This window comes from Nocardioides jiangsuensis, from assembly GCF_019679455.1.
Taxonomy (GTDB): Bacteria; Actinomycetota; Actinomycetes; order Propionibacteriales; family Nocardioidaceae; genus Nocardioides_C; species Nocardioides_C jiangsuensis.
This window is the reverse complement of the sequence record NZ_JAIEZQ010000002.1, coordinates 75,614-94,102: the sequence shown is the minus strand read 5'-3', so window position 1 is coordinate 94,102 and position 18,489 is coordinate 75,614. Positions and strand designations below refer to the sequence as shown.

At 73.4% G+C, this 18,489-nt stretch carries 18 protein-coding genes; 12 read left to right on the top strand and 6 right to left on the bottom strand.

The features are described from left to right. Nucleotides 1-49: 49 nt before the first annotated feature. From K1X13_RS08900 to K1X13_RS08890, 3 genes are all read right to left on the bottom strand, one after another. Nucleotides 50-517 (bottom strand): SRPBCC family protein, encoded by a 468-nt coding sequence (locus K1X13_RS08900; protein ID WP_221024748.1) that lies wholly within the window; start codon nt 515-517, stop codon nt 50-52. A 443-nt stretch (nt 518-960) separates the two neighbouring features. Then, a complete protein-coding gene (locus K1X13_RS08895; RefSeq protein ID WP_221024747.1) occupies nt 961-2,241 on the bottom strand; it encodes a DUF1501 domain-containing protein in 1,281 nt (426 codons plus the stop codon). A gap of 10 nt (nt 2,242-2,251) precedes the next feature. After that, nucleotides 2,252-3,751, bottom strand: coding sequence for a DUF1800 domain-containing protein (locus tag K1X13_RS08890; protein WP_221024746.1), 1,500 nt, complete (start codon nt 3,749-3,751; stop codon nt 2,252-2,254). Between the two features lie 205 nt (nt 3,752-3,956). On the opposite strand from K1X13_RS08890, the gene K1X13_RS08885 reads away from it, so the two are divergent. The 7 genes from K1X13_RS08885 (at nt 3,957) to K1X13_RS08855 (ending at nt 10,888) form a co-directional block, all read left to right on the top strand. Continuing rightward, entirely contained in the window at nt 3,957-4,181 is a 225-nt protein-coding gene (locus tag K1X13_RS08885) for a hypothetical protein (RefSeq protein ID WP_221024745.1), read from the top strand. A 184-nt stretch (nt 4,182-4,365) separates the two neighbouring features. Continuing rightward, on the top strand, nt 4,366-6,000 hold the full coding sequence (locus tag K1X13_RS08880) for a lytic transglycosylase domain-containing protein (RefSeq protein ID WP_221024744.1): 1,635 nt from the start codon (nt 4,366-4,368) through the stop codon (nt 5,998-6,000). Nucleotides 6,001-6,107: 107 nt separating this feature from the next. After that, nucleotides 6,108-6,539, top strand: a complete 432-nt coding sequence (locus K1X13_RS08875) for a GNAT family N-acetyltransferase (protein WP_221024743.1) — start codon at nt 6,108-6,110, stop codon at nt 6,537-6,539. A gap of 73 nt (nt 6,540-6,612) precedes the next feature. After that, the gene (locus K1X13_RS08870; protein WP_221024742.1) at nt 6,613-6,870 is read left to right on the top strand and encodes a GlsB/YeaQ/YmgE family stress response membrane protein; all 258 of its coding nucleotides are present in this window, start codon (nt 6,613-6,615) and stop codon (nt 6,868-6,870) included. Nucleotides 6,871-6,969: 99 nt separating this feature from the next. Continuing rightward, complete coding sequence (locus tag K1X13_RS08865; protein WP_221024741.1) at nt 6,970-8,364, top strand: hemolysin family protein; 1,395 nt, start codon at nt 6,970-6,972, stop codon at nt 8,362-8,364. Beyond that, a complete protein-coding gene (locus K1X13_RS08860) occupies nt 8,357-9,394 on the top strand; it encodes a hemolysin family protein (RefSeq protein ID WP_221024740.1) in 1,038 nt (345 codons plus the stop codon). The genes K1X13_RS08865 and K1X13_RS08860 overlap by 8 nt, the downstream gene beginning before the upstream one ends. A gap of 117 nt (nt 9,395-9,511) precedes the next feature. Continuing rightward, entirely contained in the window at nt 9,512-10,888 is a 1,377-nt protein-coding gene (locus tag K1X13_RS08855; RefSeq protein WP_221024739.1) for a pyridoxal phosphate-dependent decarboxylase family protein, read from the top strand. Nucleotides 10,889-10,897: 9 nt separating this feature from the next. Here the strand turns inward: K1X13_RS08855 and K1X13_RS08850 are convergent, their stop codons facing one another. The 3 genes from K1X13_RS08850 to paaZ all read right to left on the bottom strand — a co-directional run bounded on the left by K1X13_RS08850 (nt 10,898) and on the right by paaZ (nt 14,505). Further along, nucleotides 10,898-11,866, bottom strand: coding sequence for a patatin-like phospholipase family protein (locus K1X13_RS08850; protein WP_221024738.1), 969 nt, complete (start codon nt 11,864-11,866; stop codon nt 10,898-10,900). An 87-nt stretch (nt 11,867-11,953) separates the two neighbouring features. Then, entirely contained in the window at nt 11,954-12,325 is a 372-nt protein-coding gene (locus tag K1X13_RS08845; RefSeq protein WP_221024737.1) for a hypothetical protein, read from the bottom strand. A 140-nt stretch (nt 12,326-12,465) separates the two neighbouring features. Continuing rightward, on the bottom strand, nt 12,466-14,505 hold the full coding sequence (paaZ, locus tag K1X13_RS08840) for a phenylacetic acid degradation bifunctional protein PaaZ (protein WP_221024736.1): 2,040 nt from the start codon (nt 14,503-14,505) through the stop codon (nt 12,466-12,468). A gap of 108 nt (nt 14,506-14,613) precedes the next feature. Between paaZ and paaA the strand changes: the two genes are divergently transcribed. The 5 genes from paaA to paaE are packed head-to-tail and all read left to right on the top strand — an operon-like array spanning nt 14,614 to nt 18,487. Then, nucleotides 14,614-15,582, top strand: coding sequence for a 1,2-phenylacetyl-CoA epoxidase subunit PaaA (paaA, locus tag K1X13_RS08835; protein WP_221024735.1), 969 nt, complete (start codon nt 14,614-14,616; stop codon nt 15,580-15,582). Continuing rightward, complete coding sequence (paaB, locus tag K1X13_RS08830; protein ID WP_221024734.1) at nt 15,572-15,877, top strand: 1,2-phenylacetyl-CoA epoxidase subunit PaaB; 306 nt, start codon at nt 15,572-15,574, stop codon at nt 15,875-15,877. Before paaA ends, paaB begins: the two co-directional genes overlap by 11 nt. Nucleotides 15,878-15,889: 12 nt before the next feature. Beyond that, nucleotides 15,890-16,846 carry a 1,2-phenylacetyl-CoA epoxidase subunit PaaC gene (gene paaC, locus K1X13_RS08825; RefSeq protein ID WP_221024733.1) on the top strand — a complete coding sequence of 319 codons (957 nt, stop codon included), beginning with the start codon at nt 15,890-15,892 and terminating at the stop codon, nt 16,844-16,846. 5 nt (nt 16,847-16,851) lie between these two features. Further along, nucleotides 16,852-17,391 carry a 1,2-phenylacetyl-CoA epoxidase subunit PaaD gene (gene paaD / locus K1X13_RS08820; RefSeq protein ID WP_221024732.1) on the top strand — a complete coding sequence of 180 codons (540 nt, stop codon included), beginning with the start codon at nt 16,852-16,854 and terminating at the stop codon, nt 17,389-17,391. Between the two features lies 1 nt (nt 17,392). Further along, nucleotides 17,393-18,487 carry a 1,2-phenylacetyl-CoA epoxidase subunit PaaE gene (gene paaE / locus K1X13_RS08815; protein WP_221024731.1) on the top strand — a complete coding sequence of 365 codons (1,095 nt, stop codon included), beginning with the start codon at nt 17,393-17,395 and terminating at the stop codon, nt 18,485-18,487. Nucleotides 18,488-18,489: the final 2 nt, after the last annotated feature.

Below are 18,489 nucleotides of genomic sequence, written 5' to 3'. Positions count from 1 at the left end.
GGGTGCGGCACCCCCTGAGGTGCCACACCCGTCGTCCCTGCGAACCGCCTCAGCCGTGCTGCGGCGGCGCCTCCACGTCCCCGCGCCAGGAGCCTTCCTCGACGCCGCGCTTCTCGATGAAGGTCTTGAACCGCTCCATGTCGGCCTTGACCCGGCGCTCGATCAGCCCGAACTTGTCGGCCGCGGTCTCCGCGAAGCCCTCGGGGTCGATGTCCATCTGGGCGGTCACCCGGGACTCGGTGTCGCTGAGCCGGTGGAAGGTGACCACGCCGGCGTGCTGGGGCCCGTTCTCGGAGGCCCAGGCGACCCGCTCGTCGGGGTGCTGCTCGGTGATCGTGGCGTGGAACTGCCGCGTCTGGCCGCCGATCTTGGTGGTCCACAGCGTGCGCTTGTCGTCGAGCTGCTCGACCTTCTCCACACCCTCCATGAACTGCGGGAAGGACTCGAACTGGGTCCACTGGTTGTAGGCGGTGCTGACGGGGACCTTGACGTCCACGGACTCGGTCATGGTGCTCATGAGCTGTCGTACCTCCTGGGTTCGGGTGCGCCTTCGAGGTACCCGGGGCTGCTCGCCGTACACGGGCGACATCACGGTTTGGTCAAGACCATCCGTCACAACAGTCGCTCTGGTTACTCTCTCCACAGGTGCTCCACGAAACGGGTCCTCCCCCCTCGGACCCGCCTGCCGGGCGGCCTTCGCGCCGCCGGTCGTGAGCATGCACCGCCGCGTGACCGCCCCCTCGGTCCGCCGGCGTCGCCCCCAGGCGCGGTCCCCCGATGCGCCTGGGGGCGATGCCTTCACGCGTTGAGAGGGCAGTCGTGCCGCGTTGAGAGGGCAGTCGTGCGGCGTTGAGGAGTCACTCGTTCCGCCGCGGACGTCCCGCTCCCGAACGACTGACGTCTCGTCACCGCACGAGTGACGTCTCAACGCCGAACGAGTGACGCCTCAACGCGGGAGCTTCAGGACATCACGCCGAGCGGGCGGTAGGTCAGGCCCGGGAAGACCTTCGTCACCGACCGGTCCGGGAAGCGCTTCCCGACGACCTCGCCGAGCACGTTGCGGTAGTCGGTGGTCACCTTGAGGTCGCCGTCCAGGAGGCTCCCGGAGCCCAGCCCCGGCCACTGGGCGTAGTACCGGCCGCCGCGGACACCGCCGCCGGCGACGAGCATCATGTTGCCCCAGCCGTGGTCGAGCCCCTTGTTGCCGTTCTCCTCGACCCTCCTGCCGAACTCGCTGATCGTCACGACCGTGACCCGCGACCGGAGGCTGCCCAGGTCGCGCATGAACGCGTTCAGCGCCAGCGCGAAGCCCGTCACCATCGAGTACATCTCGCCGTACGCCGTGGTGCCGTACTCGCTGTGCATGTCCCACGAGCCGTAGTCGATGGAGATGATCTCGGTGCCGAGGTCGGCCCGGATCAGCTGCGCGGTGTCCGCGAGCGCGGCGGCGAGGTCGCCGGCCGGCCACTCCTTGGGGTACACCACGCCGTTCGACGGCTGGTAGGTCTGGGCGGCGACCGGACCGAGCCGGTCGACCACCTGGAGCGCGGACCGTCCGGCGGCACCGAGCACGCCCGACGCGCCACCCCAGACCGTGTTGAGGTGCTGGCGGCGCCGCGCCCCCCACGTGTCGGAGGTGCCCGGCAGCGAGAACTCGCCGAGGTGAGTGGCCGACAGCGTCGGCGACGGTCCGGTGAGCAGGGTCGGCACGATCGAGGTGGTCAGGTGCACCGCCTCGATCGGGCTGCTGCCGGCGTCGAGGCCGACCATCCGGTTCACCCAGCCGCGGCGGACGCTCGAGGTCGGGTCGGCGTCCTCGATCTCCTCCATCGCCAGGAAGTGCGAGCGGTTCGGCTGGTCCATGCCGACCGCGTGGACGGCGGCGAGCTCGCCGCCGTTGTAGAGCCACTCCAGCGGCTTCATCGCCGGGTGCAGGCCGAACATGCCGTCCTTCGCGACCAGCGTCGACGCCGGGACCGCGATCGTCGGGCGGGCGGCGTAGTAGGCCGGGTCGCCGTGCGGGACGACCATGCCGAGCCCGTCGATGCCGCCGCGGAGGCTGATCACCACGAGCACGTTGCCGCCGGTCGTCGCCGCGAAGGACGCCTGGCGCAGCGCGTCGCCGAACATCGTGGTCGCCACCGCGCCGGCCCCGGTGGCGGCGACGCCCTGGAGGAAGCGGCGGCGGCTCAGGCCGGAGGCGCGCGCGAAGTCGGCGCAGCAGCTCTGGGGGTCGTTCATCGTCGGCACCTCAGCGGGTCATGTGCTCGGGAGAGTCCAGCAGGACGCAGACCAGCCGGTTGAACCGCCAGGTGGCGACGGCGTGGTCCTTGGTGACGATCTCGCCGGGGCGGACGTCGACGGCCTGTACGGCGGCCTTCAGCAGCAGCGACGTGGACCCCTTGCCGTGGATCATCCGGCACAGGTGGTCGACGTACTGGTCGAACCGGATCCGGCGCTGCGGCAGCCACGACGTCGTACGGCGGTAGGTGACGTCGACGTCGGGCCAGTAGCCGCCCGCGAGGTGCCAGTGCATCCGGAACGAGCCGAGCATCCGGCTGGCCGAGGCCCACGAGGCGTTCAGGTCGGGCGGCCCGTCCGGGCGCGGCCAGCTGTAGAGCAGGTCGCCCTGGTGCAGCCACGAGATGGCGTCGGCGAACGAGCCCTCCCGGCCGCTGGGCTTCTGCGCGGAGACGCCGAGCACCCGGACCGTGTGCACCATGTCGTCGATGGGCGTGCGCACCTTGCGGCCGCGCGAGGCCTTGAACTCCCTGTGCGCGACCAGCGCGGCCAGGGTCTTCTTGATGTCGGTGCCGGAGCGGCGGAAGACGCCGGCGAGCTCGTCGACCAGCGCGTCGGAGGGGGCGTCGGAGACGAACCGCACCGCGAGCTTGCGGGCGATCGTGCGCGCGGTGGCCGGGTGGTGCGCGAGGTAGTGCAGGTAGTCACGGGCCAGCGCGCTGCCGTCGGCGGAGCCGTTCGCGGCGGAGAACCCGAGCACCTGCACCGGGCCGGTGGTGTGCTTCCGGCTGTCGTAGTAGCCGTTCCACGACGCGTAGACGTCGACGGTGTAGCCCGACAGGATCTTGGCCGAGTCCTTGACCATCTCCTCGGTGTAGCCCGAGGTCCGGCCCACGGTGTGCAGCTCGAGCAGCTCGCGGCCGTGGTTCTCGTTCGGCGCGTCCTTGACCGAGCGCCAGTTGTCGAGGAACAGCAGCATCGCCGGGTGCAGGGTGGCGGCCACCAGCATGTCGTCGAAGCGACCCAGGGCGTGCTTGCGGATCACCGCGTCGTACCCGGTGCGCTGCACCCAGGCGAGGTCGGCGTTGACCTTCACGTGCAGGTGGTTGGACCAGAAGTCGACCATCGTCTCGAGCAGCACCCGGTTGCTGTACATCCGGCGCATCATCGTGTGGTTGCCGACGATCCGGGCGTGCTCCCAGGCGGGCCGGGTCTTCGAGATGTGCTTCTCCCACTTGCGGGCCGGGCTGTCCCTCAGGTCGGGGAACCAGTCCGCGAGAGCCTTGGCCTTGTCGCTCTCCGCGACCGTTCCCGGCCGCATCTGCTGCCGGAGCCAGGCCTCGGCGCCACCCGCGCGTCGCAGCTGCAGGAACGTGGCACGCGAGTAGCCGACGCCCAGCCGGTTCATCAGGTGCAGCTCGGCGCGGGTGGGGATCGCGGTCCCCCGGTAGGGGTTGACCTGGTACGACGGGGCGCGCAGCGCCACGCGCGCCACAGGAGACGTCGCCATACGGCCTCCCAACCGTTGCGGCCGCACGCGGACGCGACCCTCGCCGGACATGTTCCTTTACCTTCGACCGGGTTCGCATCGAAATGAGTGGTTTGGCTGACCTCGTCCCGCCTGTCGGGGGCGACCCGCCGGACCCGGGCATACCGCGCGCGGGAACCGGGTAGGTGACCGGGGCACGTCAAGACCATCCTGGGAGGGGACGCAGGTGCAGGTGGAGAAGAACGAGGTCGTCGAGCTGCTGCGCGCACGCGGTGAGCACGACAAGGCGGCCAACGTGGAGTGCGCACTCCCCCAGCAGGTCGACACCGAGCGTGACGCCGGTCTGCTGCACGCCTTCGACGTGAGCACCCGGGAGGTGGCCGAGGCCGACGCCGCCGCACCGACCGGCGGCGCGACCGACCCCGCGGCGGGGTCCGGCGCCGAGGGCTAGCTCGGTCCCCACCGCCGCCGGGTTCGGACATTCCCCTCGTCTCGTGGCGGAGGTCCCCCCGTTGGGGGGTGCCAACCATGGTCGGCTGAGTCAGGCCCCCGGGTTGCTCGCGCCATTTTCGTCCGGTCGGGTTCCCGCACCGCGCCTCGCGACATAGCGTCGAGGCACGGATCGAGGGGGCCCTGTGCGACAGACGTGGACGAAGGTGTTCAGCCACGGGCGGGGTCACGTCCTCGCGGCGCTGGTCGTCCTGCCGCTGGCCCTGACCACGGCGTCCCCGGCCACGACCGTGGACGGCACGCTCCGTCTCCCCCAGCCCGGGGAGGTCGCCGGCGCCGAGGCCTCGCCCCGGACCCTGCCCGAAACCCCCGAGACCGTGGTCGACGTACCCGGCTCCCCCGGCCAGCCCACGAGCGTCTCGCTCGTCTCCCCCAAGGGCACCCGGCTCGTCGCCGAGAGCGACGGAGGCCCGCACGACATCCCCGCCACCGCCCTCGACGCCTACCAGCGCGCGGCCACGGTCCTCCGTGCGGTCGACCCGGCCTGCAGGATCTCGTGGACGCTGCTCGCCGCGGTCGGTCGGGTGGAGTCCGACCACGGCCGGTACGGCGGTGCGGTGCTCGGCACCGACGGGGTCTCCCGGCCCGCCGTCATCGGCCTCCCGCTGGACGGGTCCCCCGGCATCGCGACGATCCGCGACACCGACGCCGGCGAGCTCGACCGGGACCCGATCTGGGACCGCGCGGTCGGCCCGATGCAGTTCATCCCGAGCACCTGGGCCGCCGCGGGCGTGGACGGCGACAGCGACGGCATCCGCTCCCCGCACGACATCGACGACGCCGCGATGGCGGCCGCGGTGTACCTCTGCGCCGGCACGGCCGCCCTCGACGCGCCCGCGGCGATGCGCGAGGCGCTGCTGCGCTACAACAACTCCGGGGCGTACGCCGCGCTGGTGATGGCCTACGAGCGCAGCTACCGGACCGGGGACTACACGGTGCTCTCGCGACCGACCGTGCCGACCGCCGCGAACGTCCTGCCGATGCTGAAGGCGGGCGTCGGGGCGGCCGCCGACCCGTCGATCCGCGAGGAGGTCGTCCGCCGCCAGGCCACGGTGGCCCGCAGGATCGACTCCCTCGTCGTCAAGCGGCCGGCCGGCGACCGTACGGCGGGCGACACCCGCGTCTCGGTGGTGCCGGAGCAGCGCGACGGGCCGACCGTCGAGCCGATCCCGCTGTTCCCCGCCGCGCCGCCCGGTGTCCCGGCCCGGCCGCCGCGCTCGCCGGACCCCGCGCCCGCACCGGACCCGATGCCCGCGCCGGAGGGACCGGCCGATCCCGCGCCCCGGCCCGACCCCGCGCCCGCACCGGACCCCGCGCCGGCCCCGGATCCGGCACCCGCTCCCGAGCCCGACCCACAGCCCGCGCCGGCCCCGGATCCGGCACCCGCTCCCGAGCCCGCCCCACAGCCCGCGCCGGCCCCGGAGCCTGCCCCGGACCCGCAGCCCGCACCGGAGCCGTCGCCCGACCCGGACCCGACCCAGGACCCATCCAAGGAGCCGACCAAGGACCCGTCGGGAGAGCCGTCGCCCGACGACCCGACGGTCCGGGAGACGGGACTGTGGGAGGCCTGCGCGGACGGCTACTGCCTCGACGGTCGCCCGCTGGTCCTCGACGCCCTCGACGCCGGCACCGACCTCGACGGGGACGGCAGGATCGAGGCGCGGACCGGGGAGCTTGCCGGCCTGGTCGGCCTGCCCGTGGTCCTCGACGTCGACAAGACCTCGGGCGCCTGGGTGGTCCGCTCGGTCCGCCTCGTCTGACCGTGCGCGGTCCGGCCGCCTTCACCACGCCGGACCCCGGCGGGGGCGCCGTACGGACGTCGGCGAATCCCGGACGGCGACCCGCTGCGCTCACTACGCTGCCGCGCGTGAGCTACGAGTTCCTCCACCGTCCGCCCACGCCGGCCGAGCACCGGCTGCTCGCCGAGTCCGTCGGGTGGGGCCACGGGTTCGCCTGGGACGCCATGCCCGCCTCCCTCGCCGCGTCCTTCGCCGGCGTGGTCGTGCTGCGCGAGGGCGGGCCGGTCGCCATGGGCCGCGTGGTCGGCGACGGCGCGTACTACTTCTACGTCCAGGACGTCGCGGTGATGCCCGGGCACCAGCACGCCGGCCTGGGACGGCGGATCGTCGAGCATCTCGTGGCCGAGGTGGAACGGGTCGCGCCGCCGAAGGCGTTCATCGGGCTGTTCGCCACCGACCAGGCGGTCGGCCTGTACGAGAGCCACGGGTTCGCCCAGCACCCCGGCATGACCGGCATGTTCCGGGTCGTACCCGCAGCCGAGCCGGCGGTCTCCTCCTGACCGGGGCCCGACTCCGCGGTTGGCTAGGCTGGCAGGAGAGGGCGACGACGCCCTCACGACTGGGAGGAACCGCATGATCGGCTTCATCGTCGCCGGACTGGTCATCGGGGCGCTCGCCCGCCTGATCAAGCCGGGCAAGCAGAACCTCAGCATCCTGTGGACGCTGCTGCTGGGCCTCGCCGGATCCGTGATCGGCGGCGTCATCGCGAACCTGCTCGGCACGGGCGGCATCTTCGAGCTGAACTTCCTCGGCTTCGTGGTCGCCGTGATCGCGTCGGTGCTGCTCATCGGCACGGCCGAGGGTCTCGCCGGCAAGAAGTCCCACGTCTGATCCGCCGCCCGGCCGCGCAGACGCTGAGGAGCGACACGCCTCGATGAACCCCCGGAGTCCCCTGCGTCACCGGACGACCTCAGCGGGCGGTGACGCGCCATGACCGAGTGGGTCCTGCTCGCGGTCTCCGTGGCCCTGATCGCGGCCTGTGGCGCGTTCGTCGCCGCGGAGTTCGCCTTCGTCACCGTCGACCGCGCGGCCGTCGACCGGGCCGCCGACGGCGGCGACCGCGCGGCCCAGGGCGTCCGGTCCGCGCTGCGCTCCCTGTCCACCCAGCTGTCCGGGGCCCAGGTCGGCATCACCGTCACCAACCTCGCCATCGGCTTCCTCGCCGAGCCGGCGATCGCCTCGCTCATCGACGGACCGCTGGAGGCGGCCGGGGTGCCCGCGGGTGCGGTGCCGGGCGTGGCCGTCGGCACCGGGCTGGTCCTCGCCACCCTCGCCACGATGGTGTTCGGCGAGCTCGTGCCCAAGAACCTCGCGATCGCCAAGCCCCTCGGCACGGCCCGGGCGACCCAGGCGTTCCAGCGCGGCTTCACCACCGCGATGGCCCTGCCGATCCGGGCGCTGAACGGCTCCGCGAACGCGCTGGTCCGCCGGCTCGGGATCGAGCCCCAGGAGGAGCTCCGCTCCGCACGGACCTCCCAGGAGCTGGCCTCCCTGATCAACCGGTCCGCGTCGGAGGGAGCCCTGGACGCCGGCACCGCGGGGCTGATGCAGCGGTCGGTGGCCTTCGGCGAGCGCACGGCCGGCGAGATCATGACCCCGCGCGTGCGGATGGCCAGCGTCCAGGCGTCGCGTCCGGCGTCGACGGTCATCGAGCTCGCCCGGACCACCGGCCACTCCCGGTTCCCCGTCGTCGCCGGCGAGGCGGACGACGTAGTGGGCGCGATCCACGTCAAGCACGCCCTCGCCGTTCCCCGCGCCGAGCGCCGGTCGACCCGGGCCCGCGAGCTGATGGTGGAGGCGACCGTCGTCCCCGAGAGCCTCAAGCTCGACCCGCTCCTGACCCTGCTGCGCCAGGCGGGCTTCCAGGTCGCGGTCGTCGTCGACGAGTACGGCGGCACGGCCGGCGTCGTCACCCTCGAGGACGTCGTGGAGGAGATCGTCGGGGAGATCACCGACGAGCACGACCCGGTGGACGCGAACGCCCGCAAGCGGGCCGACGGCTCCTGGTCCCTCTCCGGGCTGCTCCGCCCCGACGAGGTGTCCTCCCTCACCGGCGTCCCGCTCCCGGAGCACGAGGACTACGACACCATCGCCGGCCTGCTCCTGCGGCACCTCGGCCGGATGCCCGAGGCCGGCGACCGCGTCGAGATCCCGCTCCCCGCGGTCCTGGACCCCGACGGCGAGCCCGAGCCAGCGCAGGTGGCCGTACTGACGGTCGAGCGGATGTCCGGGCTGCGCATCGACCGGCTCCGGCTCAGCACCTACACCCCGGACGAGCGACCGGCCACCGACCGGTCCCGGACCCGGAGCACCCGCGATGAGTGACACGACCGCCGTACTCGTCGCCGTCGCGCTGCTGGCCGCGAACGCGTTCTTCGTGGGCGCGGAGTTCGCGCTGATCTCCGCACGCCGCACCCAGATCGAGCCCCGTGTCGCCGCCGGGTCGCGGGCCGCGCGCACCACTCTCAAGGCGATGGAGAACGTGTCGCTGGTGATGGCCGGCGCGCAGCTGGGCATCACCGCCTGCTCGCTGGGCCTCGGCGCGATCGGCGAGCCGGCGGTGGCCCACCTCATCGAGCCTGGCTTCCACGCCCTCGGCGTGCCGGACCACCTGCTCCACCCGGTCGCGTTCGTGATCGCGCTGAGCGTGGTGGTCTACCTGCACGTGGTGCTCGGCGAGATGGTGCCGAAGAACATCGCCCTCGCCGGCCCCGAGCGTGCGGCGCTCCTGCTCGGCCCGCCGATGATGGTCGTGGTCGTCGTCCTCAAGCCGGTGGTGGTCGCGCTCAACGCCGTCGCCAACACCCTGCTGCGGCTCGTGCGCGTGCAGCCGCGCGAGGAGGTCGCCTCCATCTTCACCCGTGACGAGGTCGCCGCGATGGTCGACGAGTCGCGTGCCGAGGGGCTGCTCGAGACCGACGAGTACGACCGGCTCGCGGGAGCCCTCGGCTTCACCGAGCGCACCATCAGCCCGGTCCTGCTGCGTCCGGACACACTGGTCACGGTCCCGCGCGGTGCCCTCGTCTCCGAGGTCGAGGAGCTCTGCGCGACCACCGGTTTCTCACGGTTCCCGGTCGCGGCGCCAGAGGGCGACCTGCTCGGCTACCTGCACATCAAGGACGTGCTCGAACCCGACCCGGCCGCCGAGGACCACCCGATCTCGGACAAGTGGCTGCGTCCCTTCGCGACGATCCGTCCCGACGCCCGGCTGCACGACGCGCTCGCCGCCTTCCAGCGGCGCGGCGCGCACATGGCCCGCGTGGTCGAGGACGACGGGACCGTCCAGGGCCTCGTCGCGCTCGAGGACGTGCTCGAGGAGCTGGTCGGCGAGATCCGCGACGCCGCCCACACCTGACGGGGAGGCGCGGGGCACTGTCGGCGCGACGCTGCGGCGGGACATGGCCCCGGACGCCGGGTGTGGCCGTCTCGAACCGGTGACGGTGCCGCCGCGACCGGCGTAGCGTGACGTGCCGTGGACGACTCGAGCACGTTGTTTCACCGGGCCGCGCAGCACGCGGCCGACTTCCGCGCGAGCCTGGCGCAGCGGTCCGTCGTACCGCCGGGCGACGTCGGCGCCCTGACCAAGGCCCTCGGCGGCCCGCTGCCGCAGACCCCGTCCCCTCCCGAGGAGGTCCTCGAGCAGCTGGTCGAGGCGGCCGAGCCGGGCCTGATGGCCAGCGCCGGGCCGCGGTTCTTCGGGTTCGTGATCGGCGGCGCCCTGCCGGCCGCCACCGCCGCGGACATGGTCGCGGCGGGCTGGGACCAGTGCGCGTTCAACGCGGCGCTGTCCCCCGCGGCGGCCGCGGCGGAGGAGGTCGCGGGCGGCTGGCTCAAGGACCTGCTGGGCATCCCGGAGGGCGCCTCGGTCGGCTTCGTCACCGGCGCCCAGGAGGCGAACACGGTCGGCCTGGCCACCGGGCGGCACCAGGTGCTGGCCGGGGCGGGCTGGGACGTGGAGCGGGACGGCCTGTTGGGCGCCCCCGCCGTCCGCGTGGTGGCCGGCGAGGAGCGGCACGCCACGATCGACCGCTCCCTGCGGCTCCTCGGCCTCGGCACCGCCTGCGTGGAGCCGGTCCGGGCGGACGCGAACGGCGGGCTCGACGTCGCCGACCTCGAGCGTGTGCTGGCCTCCGGCCCCGCCGGGCCGACGATCGTGTGCCTGCAGGCCGGCAACGTGAACACCGGTGCGTGCGACGACCTGGCGGCCGGCTGCGAGGTCGCCCGCCGGTACGGCGCCTGGGTGCACGTGGACGGTGCGTTCGGGCTGTGGGCCGCGGCGAGCCCGACCACCCGCCACCTCGTCCGTGGGCTGGAGCAGGCCGACTCCTGGGGCTGCGACGGGCACAAGTGGCTCAACCTGCCCTACGACAGCGGCTTCGCGTTCTGCGCCCACCCGCAGGTGCACGCCGCGGCGGTCTCCTACACCGCGGCGTACCTCGTGGGCTCGGACGGCCCGGCCGTGGGGCCGTCCGACCTGACCCTGGAGTCCTCGCGCCGGGCCCGCGGGTTCGCGGCCTGGGCCGGCCTCCGGCAGCTCGGACGGGAGGGGGTCGCCGACCTCGTCGAGCGGCCGTGCCGGCTGGCCCGTCGCTTCGCGGAGGCGCTGGCCGCCGGTGGGGTCGAGGTGGCCAACGACGTCGTGCTCAACCAGGTGCTCGTGGGCTTCGGCGACGACGCCCGCACCGACCGGGTGATCGCGGGCGTCCAGCGGGAGGGGACCTGCTGGCTGGGTGGCACCACCTGGCGGGGGCGGCGGCTGATGCGCATCTCGGTGTCGAACTGGACTACGACGGAGGCCGACGTCGACCGTTCCGTCGAGGCGATCCTCCGGGTGGCGGCCGCAGTCTGAGCCGCGGGGTCAGTCCCGGAGCGGCGCCAGGAGCTCGCGGACCTCCGGCTGCGCGGCGTACGCCCCGGCCTCGAAGAACGCCGCCTGCACGATCTCCTCCACCCGTTCACCCGACATGAAGTCGTTGCCCATGGCGCGCTGTGCGACCTCGCCGGGCCGGAGCGCCACCACCGTCGTACCTTCCGCGCGCAGCGCCCGGACCTCGCGGCGGGCCAGCCGGCCCGCATGCCAGCGGGAGGTCCCGTACGGGTCCCGCGGCAGCCCGCTCGGCCCGGACATCGGGGAGACCACCACCACCAGGTCCAGCTCGCGGCCGCGGAGCGTTGCGGCGTTCGTGGGCGAGTGCGCGCCGCCGTCGACATAGCTGTCGTGCCCGATGTGGACCGGCGCGAAGTAGCCGGGCACCGCACAGGACGACGCCACGGCCAGGTGCAGCGGCACCTGCGGCGTGCCCTCCCTGCCGAAGACGACCCGACGGCCGTCCCGGCGGCGTACGGCGCAGATCCACAGGTCCTGCTCGGGCCAGTCCCGCCCCTCGACCTCCCGCAGCGCGGTGAGCTGCTCGGTGATGTCGGACCTGCCCGGCGCGAGGAGGGCCAGGGCCGCGGTCATCGGCCGGAAGTGCCACGGCCTCACCAGCGCACGCTGCACCATGTGACGACCCGGCAGGGCGGGTGGACGCCGGACCACGTCCCACAACCGGAACGGCTCGAACACGGGCGACTCCTCCCCGAACCACTCCGCCAGCAGGTGACCCTCCGCCGCGAGCGGGGCGCGCACCGCCCAGGCGGCGAGCTCGCTGGCCGGGACCCCACTGCGCAGGAGCGTGCCGGTGATCGAGCCGGCGGAGGTCCCGACGACCACGTCGACGCCGCGAGGGTCCCAGCCGACGTCGTGCTCGAGCGCGGCGAGGACGCCGGCGTGGTAGGCCTGGCCCACCACACCGCCTGCCCCCAGCACCAGTCCCACGCGGGCCACGCCAACAACCCTAAGCCGCGGCGGCGGAGCGCGGCACCGGACCCGTGCGCGGTCGGACCAGCGGGGCCGGGCGGGACGAGCCGCGGGTCAGCGCTTGGCGCGCCGGCTGTCCACCAGGAGCGCGAGCGCGTTGAGCGACGCCCAGCCGAGGGTCACCGCGAGCACCTTCTGGCGGACTGCGGGGTCCGAGGTCTCCCGGGACAGGATCGCGGCGTCGGAGAGGTCTCCGGCGATGCGCAGCAGCATCGCGGCGCGCACGGTCCGCTCGGACCGGCCGAGGACGCCGAGGGCGCTCGTGGCGAGGTCGCGGGCGCCGTAGGTCCGGGCGAGGACGTCGTACCGGGCCTGCTCCTTGCGGCTCTCGGCCAGCGCCGAGCCCAGGTGCCGGGGCTGGGCGAGGGCGTAGACGCCGTACGAGGCGGTGGCGGTGGACATCAGGCGGCTCAGGCGGTAGGTCATGCCTCCCAAACTAGGCAGGCGGCCCAACGGCGCTCGGGGCACAACCGGGTCGATCCCCCGCACCGGGTGCGGGCGATCGACCCCGCCAGGAGCCGGGTCGCTCAGGCCGTACGTCGCGACGCCCGTGGGGCCGGCGACGGTCAGGCGGGCGGCCAGGTCTTGGCGACCAGCGTCAGCACGTCGTACGTCGCCACCGGCTCGCCGGCCGCGTTGGTGACGACCGCGTCCCAGCGGACCTCGCCGTAGTCGGCGCTGGTGCGCGGGGTGATCTGCTTGACCGTCAGGGTCACCGCGATCTCATCACCGGCCTTCACCGGGGTCAGGAAGCGCAGGTTGTCGACGCCGAAGTTCGCCAGCACCGGGCCCGGGTTGGGCTCGACGAACAGCCCGGCCGCCAGCGACACCACCAGGTAGCCGTGCGCGACGATGCCGCCGAACAGCGGGTTGGCCCGCGCCGCCTCCTCGTCGGTGTGTGCGTAGAACGTGTCGCCGGTGAACTCCGCGAAGTGGGCGATGTCCTCCAGGGTCACCGTGCGCGACGCCGAGGAGATCGTGTCGCCGACCCGGAGCTCGGCGAGGCTCTTGCGGAACGGGTGCACGTCGTCCACCCGCCGCTGCGACCCGGTGGTCCAGCGCCCGGTGATCGCGGTGACCATGTCGGGCGACCCCTGTACGGCGGTGCGCTGCATGTGGTGCAGGACGCCGCGGACGCCACCGAGCTCCTCGCCGCCCCCGGCGCGGCCCGGGCCGCCGTGCACCAGCATCGGCAGCGGCGAGCCGTGGCCGGTGGACTCACCGGCGTCGTCGCGGTCCAGCACGAGCAGCCGGCCGTGCCACGGGGCGAGCCCGAGGGTGACCGTCCGCGCGACGTCGGGGTCGTGGGTGACCAGCGAGCCGACCAGGCTGCCCTTGCCGCGGGCGGCCAGGGCGACGGCCTCGTCGAGCGTGGAGTAGGTCAGCACGGTGCTCACCGGGCCGAACGGCTCCACGTCGTGCGGCTCGACGGCGCCGGGGTTCGCCCGCAGCAGCACCGGGGAGAGGAACGCGCCGCGCTCGGCGTCGGCGTCCACCAGCTCGACGTGGTCCGGGTCGCCGTACACGATCTCGGCCGACCCGCGCAGCGCCTGGACCGCCTTGCGCACCTCGTCGCGCTGGCCCAGGCTCGCGAGCGCCCCCATCCGCACCTCGGGGTCGGCCGGGTTGCCGACGGCGACCTTCGCCAGGCGGGCGCGGGTGGCCTCCACGACCTGGTCGGCGATCGCCTCGGGGACGATCGCCCGGCGGATCGCCGTGCACTTCTGACCCGCCTTCACGGTCATCTCGCTCACCAGGGACTTCACGAACAGGTCGAACTCCGGGTCCTCGGCGGTGACGTCGGGGCCGAGCACGGAGCAGTTCAGGGAGTCCGCCTCGACGCCGAGCTGGACCCCGCCGTGCAGGACGTTGACGTGGTTGCGGAGCATCCCGGCGGTGTGCGCCGAGCCGGTGAACGCCACCGTGTCCTGCACCCGCAGCTCGTCGAGGAGGCCACCGGCGCTGCCGGAGAGCAGCTGGAGCGCGCCCTCGGGGAGGATCCCCGACTCGACGATCCGGCGGACCGCGAGCTCGGTCAGGTAGGCGGTCTGGCTGGCCGGCTTCACGATCGTCGGCATCCCGGCGAGGAACGCGGGCGCGAGCTTCTCGAGCATCCCCCAGACCGGGAAGTTGAAGGCGTTGATCTGCACCGCGACGCCGGGCCGCGAGGTGTACAGGTGCTGGCCGACGAAGGTGCCGCCGCGGCCGAGCTGCTCGAGCCCGCCGTCGAGCACGATGGTGTCGTTGGGCAGCTCGCGGGTGCCCTTGCTCGCGTAGCTGAACAGGGTGCCGATCCCGCCGTCGATGTCGACCATCGAGTCGCGCCGCGTCGCGCCGGTGCGCGTGGAGAGCGCGTAGAGCTCGTCCTTGCAGGTCGACAGGTGCTTGGCGAGCGCCTTGAGCAGCCCCGCGCGCTCGTGGAAGGTCAGCCGCCGTACGGCCGGCCCGCCCACCTGGCGCGCGTGCCCGGTCATCGCGGCCAGGTCCAGCCCGGTGCTGGAGATCCGGGCGACCTCCTCGCCCGTGGCGGCGTCGAGCAGCGGGGCGCCCTCGTCGCTCGCGCGGAACCACTTGCCGGCGGCGTAGCTCTCAAGCAGTGCAGTCACGTCGATCTTCCTCACGTCAGGTCGTTGCGCGGATCGGCCACGTCAGGCAGACTCTATTCCAGACCGATCGGTCAGTAAATATCTTCACCGAACCCAGCTGGAAGTGCCATGACGGTTTCGCCGCAGCCGGACGAACGGGAGCTGCTCGAGGCTTTCGAGTCCACGATCGACCGGAACGACCGCATCGAGCCCCGGGACTGGATGCCGGAGGGCTACCGCAAGACCCTGGTCCGGCAGATCGCGCAGCACGCGCACTCGGAGATCATCGGCATGCAGCCGGAGGGCAACTGGATCACCCGGGCACCGTCGCTGCGCCGCAAGGCGATCCTGCTCGCCAAGGTGCAGGACGAGGCCGGCCACGGGCTGTACCTCTACTCCGCCTGCGAGACCCTGGGCACCTCGCGCACCGAGCTGACCGAGAAGCTGATCGCCGGCGCCCAGAAGTACTCCTCGATCTTCAACTACCCGACGCTGTCGTACGCCGACGTCGGCACCATCGGCTGGCTGGTCGACGGCGCCGCGATCTGCAACCAGGTGCCGCTGTGCCGCACTTCCTTCGGCCCCTACGGCCGGGCGATGATCCGGGTCTGCAAGGAGGAGTCCTTCCACCAGCGGCAGGGCTACGAGCTGCTGATGACGATGATGCGCGGCACCGACGAGCAGCGGGCGATGGTCCAGGAGTCGGTCGACCGGTTCTGGTGGCCCTCGCTGATGATGTTCGGCCCGCCGGACGACGACTCCCCCAACACCGCCCAGTCCATGGCCTGGGGGATCAAGCGGAACACCAACGACGACCTGCGCCAGCGTTTCGTCGACATGACCGTCCCGCAGGCGAAGGCGCTCGGCGTCACCCTGCCGGACCCCGACCTGGTGTGGAACGAGGAGCGCCGGGCGCACGACTTCGGCACCCCCGACTGGGCGGAGTTCCAGCAGGTCATCAAGGGCAACGGCCCCTGCAACGCGCAGCGCATCGCGCACCGGCGCAAGGCCCACGAGGACGGCGCCTGGGTGCGCGAGGCCGCGATGGCGTTCGCCGCCCGAACCCATGAGCCCGAGGAGACGACCCATGACCGATGAGCAGCCGAGCGTGCGCGCCGAGTGGCCGCTCTACGAGGTGTTCGTGCGCGGCAAGCGCGGGCTCAACCACGTGCACGTCGGGTCCCTGCACGCCGCCGACGACCAGATGGCGGTGCGGCACGCCCGCGACGTGTACACCCGCCGGAACGAGGGCGTCAGCATCTGGGTGGTCCGCGCGGACCTGATCACCGCGTCGAGCCCGGACGAGAAGGACCCGCTGTTCGCCCCGAGCGGCGACAAGGTGTACCGGCACCCGACCTTCTACGCCATCCCCGCCGACGTCCCCCACATGTGAGGACCCCTCCCCATGCCTGACACCACCCACGGGTCGCACCCCGCCCCGGACCCGAACGCCGAGCACGGCAGCATCTTCGACGGGCTGCTCGGGAGCGATGCGTCTCAGTGGGCCTTCGGCACCGACTTCGAGGACCCGCTGGCCGGCGTCGACACCACCATCCCGGACGGCGTCGCGCCGGCCGACCTCGCCGCCTACTGCCTGATGCTCGCCGACGATGCCCTGGTCGCCTCCCACCGGCTCTCGGAGTGGTGCAGCCGCGCGCCGGACCTGGAGGAGGACATCGCGCTGGCGAACATCGCGCTGGACCTGCTCGGCCAGGCCCGGCTGCTGCTCGCCCGGGCGGCCGCCGCCGACCCGGCCGTGACCCCGGCCCTGCCCGCGGGCTCCCCGGTGCCGCCCGAGGACGCGCTCGCGTTCTTCCGGGAGCAGGAGGCCTTCCGCAACGTGCGGCTGGTGGAGGTCCCCAACGGGGACTTCGCCCACACCGTGGTCCGGCTGCTGCTCTTCGCCACCGCCCGGCTGGCCCTGCTCGAGCGCCTCGCGCACAGCCGGGACCACGTGCTCGCGGCGGTGGCGGCCAAGGGCGTCAAGGAGGTCACCTACCACCGCGACTACGCCGGCCGCTGGTTCCTCACCCTCGCTCGGGGGACCGAGGAGTCCCGCCGCCGGCTGCTCGCGGCGCTGCAGGAGCTCTGGCCGCTGTACCCCGAGATGACCGCCACCCACGACGTCGAGGCACGGGTCGCCGCCGCGGGCGTCGGGGTGGACCCGGCCACCGCCGCCGACGAGGTCGACGTGGTGCTGGAGCAGGTCTTCGCGATGAGCGGCGTCGAGCGGCCCGAGGGCGCTCCGCTGGCCGGCGTCCGCGGCCGGACCGGGCGCGACGGCCTGCACACCGAGGCGCTGAGCCGGATGCTCGCCGAGATGCAGGTGGTCGCCCGGGCACACCCCCTCGGCCGGTGGTGACCCCGATGGCCGGCCAGACCCTGGCCCCGGTGGGCACGACCCGCGAGGAGCGGCGCCGTACGGCGGTCGCCGTCGCCCGCACGGTCACCGACCCGGAGATGCCGATGCTCACGCTGGAGGACCTCGGCGTGCTGCGTGACGTCGAGGTCGCCGAGGACGGCGCGGTCGTCGTCTCGATCACCCCGACCTACTCCGGCTGCCCGGCGATGGCCACCATGCGCGACGACCTGGTCCACCGGCTCACCGACGCGGGCTTCGACGACGTGCGGGTCAGGGTCGCGCTGCACCCGGCCTGGAGCAGCGACTGGATCACCGACCGCGGCCGGCGAGCGCTCGCCGAGCACGGCATCTCCCCGCCGGGTACGGCGCCCCGCCACGACGGACCCGTCGCGCTGTCGCTCCTGCCCACCCGTCGCGCGGTGCAGTGCCCGCGCTGCGGCTCCCCCGCCGTGGAGCTCACCTCGGAGTTCGGCCCGACCGCCTGCAAGGCGCTGTACCGCTGCTCGGACTGCCTCGAGCCGTTCGAGCACGTGAAGGAGATCTGAGATGACCGTGACCGCACCCGTCACCGGGCCCGGCGCGCGTACCGCCCCCGCGTTCCACGCGCTCACCGTGGCGTCGGTGGAGCGGCTGTGCGACGACGCGGCCGCGATCACCTTCGACGTGCCGCCCGAGCTGGCCGACGCCTACGCCTTCGCCGCCGGCCAGTCGCTCACCCTGCGGAAGTGGGTCGACGGCCGGGAGGAGCGCCGGTCGTACTCGATCTGCTCGGCGGTCGGCGAGCGGCCCCGGATCGGTGTCCGCGAGATCCCCGACGGGATGTTCTCCTCGTGGCTGGTGCGGGAGGTGACCCCCGGCACCGAGATCGAGGTGCAGACCCCGACCGGCAGCTTCCGCGCCGACCCGGCCGTGGGAGGGCGGCACCTGTGCATCGCCGCGGGCTCGGGGATCACCCCGATGCTCTCGATCGCGAGCAGCGTCCTCGCGCACCCCACCGCCGAGGTCACCCTGCTGTACGGCAACCGGGCCACCGGCACGGTGATGTTCGCCGAGGAGATCGCGGACCTGAAGAACCGCTACGGCCCGCGGCTCCAGGTGGTGCACGTCCTCTCCCGCGAGCCCCGCGACGTCGAGCTGTTCTCGGGCCGCCTCGACGCCGACCGGCTCCGCCGGCTGCTCACCGCGTTCGTGCCGCTGGACGGGCTCGACCACGCGTGGCTGTGCGGCCCGTTCCAGATGATCAACGACGCCCGTGACGTGCTCGGCGAGCTCGGGGTCGCCGGCGACCGGGTGCACTTCGAGCTGTTCTACGTCGACGAGCCGCCGCCGGAGATCCAACGGGCGGACCCGGCCGTCACCGGCGAGACCAGCGACGTCACCGTGGTCCTCGAGGGCCGCGCCGCCACCGCGCCGATGCCCCGGGACCGGCCCATCCTCGACTCCGCGCAGGCGACCCGGACCGACCTCCCCTTCGCCTGCAAGGGCGGCGTGTGCGGCACCTGCCGCGCCCTGGTCCGCGAGGGCGAGGTCGACATGCGCCGCAACTACGCGCTGGAGAAGGCCGAGGTCGAGCAGGGCTTCGTGCTGACCTGCCAGAGCTACCCGGTCAGCGACTGCGTGACCGTCGACTTCGACGCCTGAGG

What these genes read in the sequence shown, in the direction of transcription:
- K1X13_RS08895 (WP_221024747.1), bottom strand. Translation starts at nt 2,241, where the DNA reads ATGAACGACCCCCAGAGCTGCTGCGCCGACTTCGCGCGCGCCTCCGGC.
- paaC (WP_221024733.1), top strand. Translation starts at nt 15,890, where the DNA reads ATGCCTGACACCACCCACGGGTCGCACCCCGCCCCGGACCCGAACGCC.
- K1X13_RS08890 (WP_221024746.1), bottom strand. Translation starts at nt 3,751, where the DNA reads ATGGCGACGTCTCCTGTGGCGCGCGTGGCGCTGCGCGCCCCGTCGTAC.
- paaE (WP_221024731.1), top strand. Translation starts at nt 17,393, where the DNA reads ATGACCGTGACCGCACCCGTCACCGGGCCCGGCGCGCGTACCGCCCCC.
- paaD (WP_221024732.1), top strand. Translation starts at nt 16,852, where the DNA reads ATGGCCGGCCAGACCCTGGCCCCGGTGGGCACGACCCGCGAGGAGCGG.
- K1X13_RS08865 (WP_221024741.1), top strand. Translation starts at nt 6,970, where the DNA reads ATGACCGAGTGGGTCCTGCTCGCGGTCTCCGTGGCCCTGATCGCGGCC.
- K1X13_RS08870 (WP_221024742.1), top strand. Translation starts at nt 6,613, where the DNA reads ATGATCGGCTTCATCGTCGCCGGACTGGTCATCGGGGCGCTCGCCCGC.
- paaA (WP_221024735.1), top strand. Translation starts at nt 14,614, where the DNA reads ATGACGGTTTCGCCGCAGCCGGACGAACGGGAGCTGCTCGAGGCTTTC.
- K1X13_RS08900 (WP_221024748.1), bottom strand. Translation starts at nt 517, where the DNA reads ATGAGCACCATGACCGAGTCCGTGGACGTCAAGGTCCCCGTCAGCACC.
- K1X13_RS08860 (WP_221024740.1), top strand. Translation starts at nt 8,357, where the DNA reads ATGAGTGACACGACCGCCGTACTCGTCGCCGTCGCGCTGCTGGCCGCG.
- K1X13_RS08845 (WP_221024737.1), bottom strand. Translation starts at nt 12,325, where the DNA reads ATGACCTACCGCCTGAGCCGCCTGATGTCCACCGCCACCGCCTCGTAC.
- paaB (WP_221024734.1), top strand. Translation starts at nt 15,572, where the DNA reads ATGACCGATGAGCAGCCGAGCGTGCGCGCCGAGTGGCCGCTCTACGAG.